Origin of the sequence: Allohahella marinimesophila (assembly GCF_039538005.1) — a bacterium.
Taxonomy (GTDB): domain Bacteria; phylum Pseudomonadota; class Gammaproteobacteria; order Pseudomonadales; family Oleiphilaceae; genus Allohahella; species Allohahella marinimesophila.
This window is the reverse complement of the sequence record NZ_BAABBO010000010.1, coordinates 27,877-40,230: the sequence shown is the minus strand read 5'-3', so window position 1 is coordinate 40,230 and position 12,354 is coordinate 27,877. Positions and strand designations below refer to the sequence as shown.

Sequence of the window (12,354 nt, the reverse complement as noted above, 5' to 3'; positions counted from 1 at the left end):
TCAAGGGCAGTGCAGGGAACAGTGATGAGGTATGACCGGGCTCCGGCCGATACTGGTAAGCGTAATCAGGCTGGAATGCTTTGGGAAAATCGGATCTGGCTGTGTCTGGCACTACTCACGATGGCCCTGCTGATCCCTAAGACGGCGACGGCTACGCTTGAACTCCCGCCTGATGCCGATGTCCGCATCCTCATTGATATCAGCGGGAGCATGAAAAAGAATGATCCCGAAGACCTTCGTAAACCTGCTCTCAATCTGATCACCGAATTGCTGCCGGAAGGCAGTCGGGCTGGTGTCTGGACCTTCGGCCAGTACGTCAACATGCTGGTGCCTTACGGCGAAGTCGATGATGCCTGGCGGCAGGATGCCAAGGAAAAATCGAAGCTTATCAATTCTGTGGCCATGTATACCAATATCGGCGCGGCGCTCGAACGGTCCGCAGAAGATGCCGCGAGCAGCAAGGCCGCAGCTCCCCCAGAAGATCTCTCAAATGCCCAGATCATTCTGCTGACAGACGGCGTTGTCGATATTGGTAAGGATCCCGGCGTGAATGCGGCTGAGCGCAATCGTGTGCTCACTTCAATCGTTCAGAGCTTCAAGGACGCTGGAGCCACCATTCACACCGTTGCCCTCTCAGGCAATGCTGACAGTCTGTTGCTCAAACAGCTCAGTGCGCAGACCAAAGGCGTCTATTCGCTGGCAGAAACCTCTGAAGAGCTAAGCCGTGTATTTTTACAGGCCTTCGACAACGCAGTACAGGCTGAAGAGGTGCCGCTGGAAGGCAACCGCTTCGATATCGACTCTTCTGTCGAGGAATTTACTGCACTGGTCTTTCGCGCTGCAGACAGTGAGCCTGTGGCCGTGCTCGATCCCGCTGGCGAGCGATCGACAGAAAAGGCGCATCCCGCGTCGATCAACTGGGTATCGACGAAGCATTACGATCTGATCACCATAAAACGGCCCTCCGAGGGCACCTGGCTTCTCGAAGGTCAGCTTGCTCCGGGGAGCCGGGTCACCGTCGTCAGTAATCTGCGCATGATCATGAAGGATCTGCCTGTGCAGTTCTTCGCGGGGGAGGAGCTACAGCTGAATATAGGGTTCTTCGAAAATGGCGAACCGGTCCTTAGTCAGGACTTGCTGAAGCTGATAGATGTTTCGGTGACTATCGAGGAGGAAGGTGGTAAGTCTGGCACCAAGCTCATCAGTGACGGTGAGGCGCCTCCAACTGATGGCGTTTTTTCTACACCGATTCGCAATCTGCAGAAGACCGGCCGCTATTCAGTGCTGGTCCAGGCGGATGGCAAGACCTTCAAGCGCCAGACCAGGCGAGTCATGGAGCTGAGCCCACCGGTCGCTGTAGAAGCCGAAGCAACCGGCTCAGGTGATGCTACGGCATGGCGAATTCATGTCACGCCTCTGAGTCCTAACATCGACCGCGAAGCTACCAGCATCGTGGCCAAGACGAGAACACCTGATGGCGGCACGCTCATCGCCTCGATCCCATACATTACGGAAGAAGGTCGCTGGAGCTTTCCGATAGCGCCTGTTCGAGGTGACGGTATTTACGAAGTGTCGCTTCAGGTCAAAGGTCGTACCCAGGCCTTGACCGAATTCGAATTCCAGCCGGAGATCGTGCAGGCAGAGTTCCCCAGACAGGAGGCCAGTCCGAATGAATTCAAGTCGCTCATCGACGGCGAGCAGATCGACCAGATCAACGAAAAGCTCGCCGACGATGAGCGAGCTCGTCTCGATCAAGCCGCCAGGCCCGACGAACCTGCGCCCGAGGCAGCTGCAGCGAAGCCTGCTGATCAGGAGGCTATTCCCGAAGCGCCTCTTGGCGAAGCCGCCACCCCAGCCGAGACGGCCTCGGACGATGATGACCTGTTGTTGTGGCTAAGCCTTGGCGGTGGTGGTGCATTGCTGCTGATCGCCGGTCTTGGCTTCTGGTGGTGGAAAAAACGCAAGGTGGTCAGTGCTGCGAACACTGACGACGAGGAGGCTGACGAGCCGGAAGAAGACGTGAGTGCCGAAGAACTAGCCGCTATCGCCGCCGTCACGGCGAGTTCGGACGCCAGTGACGATCTTGACAGCGATCTCTTCGGAGACGAGGCTGCCGAGGGTGAGCCTGAAGCGCCTGTATCAGCCGCAGAAAAACCCGCCCCCGCCGCAGCTGAGCCTAAAAAACCTGAGCCAGTGGCCGTAGACGACGATGAAGACGACCTTCGTGGGCTTGCTGATGAACTTCGTGCTCAGGCAGACCCTGTGGCCAAGCCGAAGCCAGCACCAGAGCCGGAAGCAGAAGCTGTACCCGAGCCGACGCCACCAGAAGAAGACGATGATCTCGAATTTGCGATGGAGCTTGACGAAGAAGGGCCTGAGCCGGTAGCGACGAGAAAAACGGCGCCGCCGCCCAATGATGAAGCTGACTTGCCTGAAGTCGACATGTCCGATTTTGATGACATCGATGACCTGCTGGATGAAGGTCGGGCTGCCGTTGAAGCGGAAGATGAGGCGGCGCTTGCCGAGGATTCAGAGAAGGCCGCGGACGAAGAAAGGCCTGCCGCAGCAGATGCTGACCAGCTCGAGGATGAAGAGTTCAACCTGGAAGACTTTGATATCGCTGATACGGATGATCTGCCAGACACTGAAGAAAGCAGCAGGCAACGACCTGATGCAGACGGCAAGGCAGGCCCCGCGAAGAAATAGGCAGCCGGCTTCGACGGCCGGGCTACCTATCAGGCAGCAGACTTCACGATCTACTGAACGTTTTCCTGATCTCCAAACTGTCCTTCGAACAGGGCAGAGGACAGGTAGCGTTCAGCCATATCCGGCAGAATGACCACGAAATGCTTGCCCGCGAACTCAGGCAGCTCTGCCAGCCGAACTGCCACTGCTGCTGCCGCGCCACAGGAGGTGCCGCATAGGATACCTTCCTCTTTCATTAAGCGGTGAGCAAAGGCCATGGCTTCCTGATCGCTGACCAGCTCCACTCGGTCGATCATCGACATATCGAGGTTTCCGGGGATGAAGCCCGCGCCAATGCCCTGGATTTTGTGAGGAGATGGTTTGAGTTCATCGCCCGACATGGTTTGGGAGATAATCGGTGAGCTTTCAGGCTCGACCGCTACAGTAATGATCTGTTTGTTTTTCTGCTGCTTGATGTAGCGCGAGACACCAGTCAGCGTCCCGCCAGTGCCGACGCCAGCAACGAATACATCGATCTTGCCGTCAGTATCATCCCAGATCTCAGGGCCAGTGGTCTTTTCATGGATTTCGGGATTGGCCGGGTTTTCGAACTGCTGCAGCATGAGATGAGTATCAGGATTTTCAGCAACGAGGGCCTCAGCCGCTGCAATCGCGCCCTTCATTCCCTTGGGTGGCTCGGTGAGCACGACCTCGGCGCCCAGGGCCTTGACCACCTTGCGACGCTCGAGGCTCATGGACGCAGGCATGGTCAGCTTGAGCTTGTAGCCGCGAGCCGCCGCGACGAAGGCCAGTGCGATTCCGGTGTTGCCACTCGTCGGCTCGACCAGCGTCATACCAGGCTTCAGCTTGCCAGCTTTTTCTGCGGCCCAGACCATGTTGGCGCCGATACGGCACTTCACCGAAAACGCCGGATTGCGGCCCTCGATCTTGGCATAGACATTCTTGTTGGTGACCCGATTCAAACGTACGAGCGGTGTATTGCCTATCGCGTAGGAGTTGTCTTCATAGATCTTGCCCATGGTCGCCTCTCTTGTCCTTGTTTCGCTTGGGTGTAGCTCGGGAATCTCTCCCATTGGGTTCATTACACATCACAGGCATACAAATGTATACTGGCTCGCCAATTCACATTGAGGTCGTTGCGCGCTATGAAGTTCACAGGTACCGGCGAGTATGTTGCCACCGAAGATTTACAGATGGCAGTCAATGCCGCTATCGCTCTGCAGCGCCCGCTGCTCATAAAAGGTGAGCCAGGCACGGGCAAGACCATGCTGGCAGAACAGCTGGCCGAATCACTGAACATGAAGCTCGTTCAGTGGCACATCAAGTCCACGACGAAAGCTCAACAGGGCCTGTACGAATATGACGCCGTATCGCGTCTGCGTGATTCCCAGCTGGGCAGCGACCGTGTGCACGACATTGGTAACTACATCAAGAAGGGTAAGCTCTGGGAAGCCTTCGCGGCGGAAGAGCAGTGCGTGCTGCTGATCGATGAAGTCGACAAGGCCGATATCGAATTCCCCAACGACCTGCTGCTCGAACTCGACAAGATGGAGTTCCACGTGTACGAAACGCAGGAACGGATCAAGGCGATTCACCGGCCAATCGTGATCATCACCTCGAACAATGAGAAGGAACTGCCGGATGCCTTCCTGCGTCGCTGCTTCTTCCATTACATCAATTTCCCTGATCGCGAGACCATGCAGCGCATCATCGATGTGCATTATCCCGACATCAAGAAGCAGCTGGTCGCTGATGCCATGGATATCTTCTTCGATATCCGCAAGGTACCAGGTCTGAAAAAGAAGCCCTCCACCTCGGAGCTCATCGACTGGCTCAAGTTGCTGATGGCAGACGACATTCCCAAGGATGTGCTGCACCAGAAGGATTCTGCCCAGGCCATACCGCCACTTTACGGCGCTTTGGTCAAGAACGAGCAGGACGTCCATTTACTGCAGAAGCTGGCGTTCATGGCGCGCCGCCGGGGCTGATCGCATGCTGTTAGGCTTTTTCGACATTCTGCGCCAGCACAAGGTGCCCGTGAGCGTGCGTGAGTTCCTGGATCTCATGAACGCCTTACAGCATCGTCTGGCCTTTGCCGACATGAATGACTTCTATTTTCTGACCCGGACCATACTGGTGAAGGATGAGAAGCATTTCGACAAATTCGACAAGGCTTTTGGACACTTCTTCGAGGGTATCGAGAGCATTGACCTCGCTCTCGAAGCCCTGATTCCGGAAGACTGGTTGCGGGCCGAGTTCGAGCGGCAGCTCTCTGAAGAAGACAAGGCCAAGATCGAATCGCTCGGTGGTCTGGAAGAACTGATCAAGGCCTTCAAGGAGCGCCTTGAGAACCAGAAGGAGCGACATCAGGGCGGTAACAAGCACATTGGTACCGGTGGTACTTCACCCTTCGGCGCCAACGGTTACAATCCTGAAGGCATCCGCATCGGGCAGGAAAAGAGCAGGCATAATCGCGCCGTAAAGGTGTGGGACAAACGCGAATTCAGAGATCTCGACGACTCGATCACCCTGGGTATACGCAACATCAAGGTGGCGCTGCGGCGCTTGCGAAAGTTCGCCAGACAGGGTGCTGCCGACGAGCTGGATTTACCGGACACGATCTCGAGTACGGCCCGTAACGCTGGTTACCTCGATATCAAGATGGTGCCAGAACGGCATAACACCGTTAAAGTCCTGCTGTTTTTCGATATCGGCGGATCGATGGACCCGCATATTCGTGTCTGTGAAGAGCTGTTCTCGGCGACCCGTACCGAGTTCAAGCACATGGAGAATTTCTATTTCCATAATTTCATTTACGAAGTGGTATGGAAGAATAACGTTCGACGGACTACGGAAACCACTTCGATGTGGGATGTGATCAACACCTATGGTGCGGATTACAAAGTGATATTTGTCGGAGACGCCAGTATGGCGCCTTACGAGATTTCCCATCCCGGCGGCAGTATCGAGCACTGGAACGAGGAAGCTGGCGCGGTCTGGATGCAGAGAATCCGTGAGAAGTTCAATAAGGTCATCTGGCTCAATCCGTTGCCAGAGGCCTATTGGGGGCAGGGTGGTTCGCTCGGCATGACCCGACAGCTAGTGGAAGACAAGATGTATCCATTGACCATTGAAGGTCTTGAAGCTGGCATGAAATACCTGAGTCAGTAGTACCTGAGTCAGTAGTACCTGAGCGCACGTGGGCGCAGTGTCCTGTAGATTTGGCATTCGTCACACCCGCTTCAGGCGATGAGTGATAGACTCCCTCCACAAAATTGCTGTTGCTGCAGAGAATAAGGATCATATCTTGAGAGTGGCTTTTGATCGTCTGGTTGGCATGACCGGCAGACTGCGAACAGCACTGGTCGTGCTGACTTTGTTCGTCTGTTTCTGGAGTGTATCGAGTCTTGCCGAGGTGCCAACGGCTGAGCTCGCGAAGAAAACCGAGCAGCTGAAGCAGGATATCGTCGACCTCAATCGCGAACTGCTGAAGCTGGAAGAAGATGTCCTCTATCCGCTGGATACGCAGCTCGTCGTCTTTCTCGGTGTCGACGAAAATGCGCCGTTCACTCTGGAATCGGTGGAGCTGCTGGTAGACAAGAAATTCGCCACCAGTTATCTGTATTCGGATCGTGAAATACAGGCGCTCAAACGGGGCGGCGTGCAGCGTCTCCACGTCGGTAACCTGACGACTGGCGGGCATAGCGTCCAGGCCGTATTCAATGGCCGTGGTGCCGACAACAAGTTCTTTCGTTCGACTGCGAAGGCCAGTTTCAGCAAGCAGTCCGGTGCCAAGTACCTCGAGCTCCGGGTAGAGCCGAGACCGGGGCAGCCGCTACAACCGACTTTCCGCATCGAAGAACTTCGCTGAGCCGCCTGCTTTGACTACTCACTTCCCTGCCGCCTCGAACAGGATGCTGTCCGTGATCAAGCAATCGCTCGATAATCTGCTGGCTGCCTGTCCTGATATGAAGCTGACTCGCCTGTCAATTGCCGTATTGTTGCTCGGCCTCGCGGTGATCAACCCTGCGGTTGCGGATACCGGCAACGACGTGATTGGTGATGAGGCGGAGGCCAGAGCCACCGCTCGCGACAGACTGTTGTACAGAGAGGCTCTTTTCCATCATTACACGAACGATGATCTCGGTACCCTGACCTTGCTGGAAAACCAGCATATGGGCTCAAACCATATCGCCAACCGCTTCCACAATCTCAACCACATTCTGGCTATAGAAGCCGGCTCGCGCTACGGCATGCATGTGGCCAACAAAGACATTGCCGAACACCTGGCTTTCACGGTCCGGGAAAAGGATGTGCTACAGCGCGCAAGACTCTACGAGGGGCGGGTAGCCTACGAAGCCGGACGGTATACCGAAGCGCTCAAGAAGATCAACGAGTCTCTGGACTCTCTCGACCGGGTCGGTCTCGATGAAGCCTACTATCTCATAGCCCGCTGCTACATCCATCAGAAGCGGCCTTCTGACGCCGGCAGAGCACTCGGCAAGGTCACCGAAGGTACCTTCTGGGCGGCCTATGGTTACTACAACCTCGCTGTGTACTACGGCGAGAACGATCCTGACGTCAACCGTGCGCTCATATCCTTCCGGGTCGCCGCCGCCATGACGCCGAATACGGAAGAGGGCCTCGAGCTGAAAGACCGCATCTACCTATCGGCTGGTCATCTTGCTCTGATGGCCGAACAGCATGATAAAGCACTGGCCTTTCTTCAGAATGTTCGGGCCGACGGTGCCAGTGCGGCAGCCGGCATCTACGACTACGGTCTGGCATTCGCTGGTTTGAAGCGCTATCGGGTGGCCATTCAGGCCTGGCATCGCGCCAAGAAGTTTGCGCTCGTGGTGCCCGGTGTGGCTGAAGCCTTCCAGGCGATTGCCTACGGCTATGAGCAGGAGGGACTCAGGGCCACTTCCATCGATGCCTATCTCGAGGCTGTTTCAGTCTACGACAAGGAAATGCGGCATACGTCTGAAATCCGGAAGTCCCTGTTGGCCGATGGCATGCTGGCTGTACTGGACAAGGCCAGGAAGCAGCATAATGAGGCCGCCTGGTTTCTGGCCACGGACCTGGTCACCAACACGCCCACCGTCGCCTTTGTGAATTTCCTCATGTCGGATGACGAGTTTTATGATCTGGCTAAAACATTGCTGCAGCTCGATGACATGCGCACATTTTCCAGGTCTGCACTGGAACGCCTCGATATCTACGAGCAGGCTCTGAACAAGAAGGCTGCCGATGTGAAGCGAGCGCGTAGCGATCGCAAGGCCCTGTTGAAAACGAGCAATCTCAATGCCGTCATCGCACGCCGTAATGAACTGGCTCCAGATCTGAAATCTGCCTCGATCAGTCTTGTAGCAGAGCTTGAGTATGTCGACAGGATACTGGTGCAGGCCAGGCAGGAGTTCGTGTCGCTGCGCAAGCAGATAGCGGCAGCCGAATCAGGTTTCTCGGATCTTCAGGGACGGATATCTACCTTGCGGGATCGTTACTCCGCCGCTTTACAGAGAAGTGACACTGTCATTGCAGAATATGAGGGGCTACTCGCAAAGAGAGGCGACGAGCTTCTGCAGCGGCATTACGACAACATCGAAGACTTTTATCTGCGCAGTCAGCTGTCGCTGGTCAACCTGTACGACGATCTTGCCATCGATGAGCTTGAAAAAATGCAGGCCGACAAGATGCGGACGGAAAGAGAGGCTGAGGCGCAATGATGCGAAAGCTTGGCGTTTTCCTGACCACAGCCTGTCTGCTGGCCCCGCTGTCACCCGTCGTCGTGGCTGAAACCCGGAGCGCATTCGTTGTCATCGACAAGGTGGATGACAACAAGACCATTGGTGAGCTGAAGCCCGCCTATGTCGACTTTGCCTTCAGAGAAGCGCCGCGGGTGTCGATCGACGAAGTTATCGATCGTTACATTCAGCTCATAAACCGGGCCGATGATCCGCGTATCCAGGCGCTGGCACTGCTGCGCATGGAAAGCCTCGAGGATCGCTATGGCAGCCTTCGTCCGGACGGATTTTTCACGGATGCCTTATGGGATACCGCTATAGAGGTGTACCGCAAGGTGATTGCACTGCCGCCTGCGACCGAGAGCCAGCGCGAGCCCTTCAGTCGAGATCTGTTGCAGTACCAGCTAGCGAAGGCGCTCGATATGAGAGGGCGACAGCAGGAAAGTCTCACGGCATTGCAGACGCTGCTCGAACGCTTCCCGTCTTCAGGCTTTGCGACAGAAGCGCAGTTCCGCATAGCCGAAGCCCAATATACCAGGGGGGAGTACGAGCTTGCCGAGGAAAACTATCGGGAAGTAAGCAGAAGCAACAACGCCGCGTTGATACCCAAAGCGCAATACATGCTGGCCTGGTCGATGTACAAGAACGACCGCAATCAGGCCGCTATCGACCAGTTCCTGAATGTGCTGGTGGATATTCAGTCGAATGCCTATCCGGATGAGTCGAACAATCAAGCCGTCGAAGATGACGTGGCTCGTATCATCAGCGTTATCGCCACGCAGAACGGCGGAGAAAGCTTCCTCAACGCCTCGATGGCGAGGCAGGGCAATACGGACCTGGCGGCGGTTCTGTACAAGGGTCTTTATACCTATCAGCTTGGGCAGGAGCGCTTCCAGGATGCTGCCAATGTGGCTGAAGGCTACATTCAGCGATTTGCGCGAACACCTGAGCGTCCCTCATTCCACGAGCTGAAACTTCAGGCCTTTGAAGCCGGTAAATTGCCGCAGCTGGTCTGGCAGGAGCGTGAGCGTTACGTCGATGAGCTCGGACAGTATTCCGATTACTGGAAGCAGCTGACCCCTGAGGAACAGAATGCGCTTCGGCCGAGGCTGTTTGGTTTCCGCGAAGAACTGGGACGGCGTGCCTATTCGCTCGCACAGGCTGATGCGAAGGCAGGTGCCATCACAAATAGCCAGGCTCATTTTGACTCTGCAGCCGAACACTTCACTGCCATGCTGCAACTGAGCCCTGAAGATCAACGAAATGCTGAAATCAGCTTCCTGCTTGGCGATACCTGGCTGCAGCTGGGTGCACTGGCCAAAGCGGTCGAGGCCTACGATCAGGCTGGCTACGCCTATGAGCCCACACCTGCTGCTGCGGATGCGGCCTACGCTGGCATTACGACCAGGACGCGAATGATCGAACAGCTACCGACTGATGACTCGGAAGATCGAAACAGTCTGGTGGAAGCGCGCATTTCAGCAGCGATTCGCTTTGGCGATACATACGCGCAGGACGATCGCTCCGGCAAAGTGGTGCTGCTGGCCGCTAACGATCTCTATCAGGCGAAGCGCTACGACGCGGCGCTAGTGCAGGCGAAACGGGTGATCGAACTCACGCAGAATGCAACGCATCAGCTCGATGCCCACGAAATAGCCGGCAGCAGCGCCTTCGAGCTTGGCGAGTTTGCCCAGGCCGAGCGAAGTTTCGATGCGGCCATCATTCTTGTTGACGATCGTCAGAACGAGCTCAATGCCGCTGAAAGGACTCGCCGGGCTGATCTCATGACATCTTATGTCGCCAGTATCTACAAGCAGGGTGAGGCTTGGGAAGAGAAGGGCGATATGAACGGCGCCTTGCAGGAGTATCTGCGTGTCGTCGCCGTAGCGCCCACTTCGCCGCTGGCCGAGAGTGCCCGATATGACGCCGCCATGCGAGCGCTGGATATCAAGGACTGGGAGCTGGCCATAGATCTCATGAAGGTATACCGGAAGAAGCATCCTTCGACCGAGTTGGCCAAGGGCATACCTGCAAAACTGGCCTTTGCTTTCGATGCGCTGGATCAGCCCGGGCAGGCTGGCGATGCCTTGGCTGAGTCCCTTGAACAGCAGCCGGCAGATGAACGGCGGCAGACCCTGTTGCAGGTAGCAGGCTTCTATCGCGAAGCAGGCAGGAGCAGCGATCTCGTGAAGACCTTGCAGGCTTACGCCCGCGACTATCCACAGCCTTTCGACGCAGCCGTCGATGTTCGCTATGAGCTGTACACATTGGCCAGCGCACCGGCCAGTCCGGCCAGTGTGCGAAAGCAGGTCGCCACCCTTCGGGATGACCTGATCAGTTTCGAACGCTCTGGTGGTTCGAGCAGGACCGGACAGAGCCGTGCACTGGCAGCCGAGGCAGCCTGGGCGCGCACCGAAGCCAGTCGGGACCAATTTGAAGCCATAGCACTGAGCCTGCCTCTAAATGCTTCGCTCGAGAAGAAGACAGCGGCGCTGAGAGCGCTGGTCGCTGATATCGAGCAGAGCCAGAGTTATGCCATTGCCCGATATACCACTGCAGCCAACCATACTTTGGGCGACGCCTATCTCACCCTGAGCAGAGACATTCTGGAGAGCGAGCGACCAGAGGGCTTGAACCCGCTTGAAGGCGAGCAATACACCATCCTGCTCGAAGACCAGGCCTACCCGTTTGAAGAAAAAGCAATTGGAATTCTTGAAGGCAACGTTTCGGTAATGCAGCAGGGTATCTATGATGTGTACGTACAGCAGAGCATCGACTCACTGAGCCAGTTGCTGCCAGTGCGTTACAACAAGAAGGAGACACTGATAGATGTTGCCCCATCGATCCGCTAGGCAGTTCAGCCTGCGTTTGCCGCTCGCAGCATGCTGCCTGTTGCTCGCGCTGTTGAGTGGCTGCGCCCAGCAGACCAGGCCTGTGCTTGCGCCTACCAACAGTGCTGATCAACCAATGGGTAAATATGAGCCCTTCAACCTCGGCGAGAAAGGCGAGTACGAGCAGAAACTGGCCGCCATGGATCTCGTGGCGGCGCAGCAGCAATATGCCGCTGCTCTGGCGCTTATGGAGGATGGTGATATCGAGGGCGCGCAGAGCCAACTGATTGCATTGACGCGTGAGGTGCCAGAGCTGAGCGAACCCTACGTGACGCTTGGGCTGCTGGTCGAGCAGAATGGTAATATCGAGACTACTGACACCAGCGAGACCAGAGAGCAGCAGGCCCAGCAGTGGTACGAGCGAGCCCTGCGCGCCAACCGGCGCGAAGACCGGGCCCATCATCAGCTCGCAGTGCTCGCGCGCAAGCGCGGAGACTTCGAGACGGCTGAGCGTCATTATCAGGCCGCGCTCGAAATCCAGCCTGACCAGCCGCTCTACCATCGGAATATCGGCATCCTTTACGATATTTACCTTGGGAAGCCGGCCGTCGCCCTCGAGCAGTACGAAACCTATCTCGACCTGGTGGGCGAAGATGAACAGGTGAGCCTGTGGATCGTCGATCTCAAGTCGAGAATGGAGAGCGGCTCGTGAACAGTCATGTCCTGTTTCGCACCGCTGCGCATGGTCTGATGGCATTGCTGTGTGCGCTGTCACTTGTAGCGCAGGCTGCAGAGCGAACCGAAATGGAAGGTGCTACAATCCGTGGCGATCAGGAGCAGCCTCAGGTATTGTTCCTGCTGCCGTGGCAGCCGCCACCCAGCCCGGATATCTCGGTTCCACCTCCACGGACCGATCTGGGTGATGTATTGAAGCCGCTTGAGCGGCAGCGGTTCAGGGAAGAACTGTATTTCCGCAAGAATCTGGAGCTCGGAGAGCTGAAAGAAGACTGATTCTTCGCTGAACCAACCAAATTGACAACTACGGCCTGGCCCATACCGGTGTGCAGGCATCA

General features: G+C 56.4%; 9 protein-coding genes. 8 read left to right on the top strand and 1 reads right to left on the bottom strand.

The features are described from left to right. Positions 1–24 precede the first annotated feature (24 nt). Positions 25–2,706, top strand: coding sequence for a VWA domain-containing protein (locus ABD735_RS11295; RefSeq protein WP_344806427.1), 2,682 nt, complete (start codon positions 25–27; stop codon positions 2,704–2,706). Positions 2,707–2,756: 50 nt separating this feature from the next. Here the strand turns inward: ABD735_RS11295 and cysK are convergent, their stop codons facing one another. Then, entirely contained in the window at positions 2,757–3,725 is a 969-nt protein-coding gene (gene cysK, locus ABD735_RS11290) for a cysteine synthase A (protein WP_344806425.1), read from the bottom strand. Between the two features lie 126 nt (positions 3,726–3,851). Here cysK and ABD735_RS11285 point away from each other — a divergent pair, with 126 nt between their 5' ends. The 7 genes from ABD735_RS11285 (at position 3,852) to ABD735_RS11255 (ending at position 12,292) form a co-directional block, all read left to right on the top strand. After that, positions 3,852–4,694, top strand: a complete 843-nt coding sequence (locus ABD735_RS11285) for an AAA family ATPase (RefSeq protein WP_344806423.1) — start codon at positions 3,852–3,854, stop codon at positions 4,692–4,694. A 4-nt stretch (positions 4,695–4,698) separates the two neighbouring features. Beyond that, complete coding sequence (locus ABD735_RS11280; protein ID WP_344806421.1) at positions 4,699–5,877, top strand: vWA domain-containing protein; 1,179 nt, start codon at positions 4,699–4,701, stop codon at positions 5,875–5,877. A gap of 142 nt (positions 5,878–6,019) precedes the next feature. Further along, entirely contained in the window at positions 6,020–6,577 is a 558-nt protein-coding gene (locus ABD735_RS11275) for a hypothetical protein (protein ID WP_344806765.1), read from the top strand. 52 nt (positions 6,578–6,629) lie between these two features. After that, a complete protein-coding gene (locus ABD735_RS11270; protein WP_344806419.1) occupies positions 6,630–8,432 on the top strand; it encodes a hypothetical protein in 1,803 nt (600 codons plus the stop codon). Next, positions 8,429–11,302 carry a tetratricopeptide repeat protein gene (locus tag ABD735_RS11265; RefSeq protein WP_344806417.1) on the top strand — a complete coding sequence of 958 codons (2,874 nt, stop codon included), beginning with the start codon at positions 8,429–8,431 and terminating at the stop codon, positions 11,300–11,302. The genes ABD735_RS11270 and ABD735_RS11265 overlap by 4 nt, the downstream gene beginning before the upstream one ends. Further along, a complete protein-coding gene (locus ABD735_RS11260) occupies positions 11,280–11,993 on the top strand; it encodes a tetratricopeptide repeat protein (protein WP_344806415.1) in 714 nt (237 codons plus the stop codon). The genes ABD735_RS11265 and ABD735_RS11260 overlap by 23 nt, the downstream gene beginning before the upstream one ends. Then, a complete protein-coding gene (locus tag ABD735_RS11255) occupies positions 11,990–12,292 on the top strand; it encodes a hypothetical protein (protein ID WP_344806413.1) in 303 nt (100 codons plus the stop codon). Before ABD735_RS11260 ends, ABD735_RS11255 begins: the two co-directional genes overlap by 4 nt. The last annotated feature ends 62 nt before the right edge of the window (positions 12,293–12,354 follow it).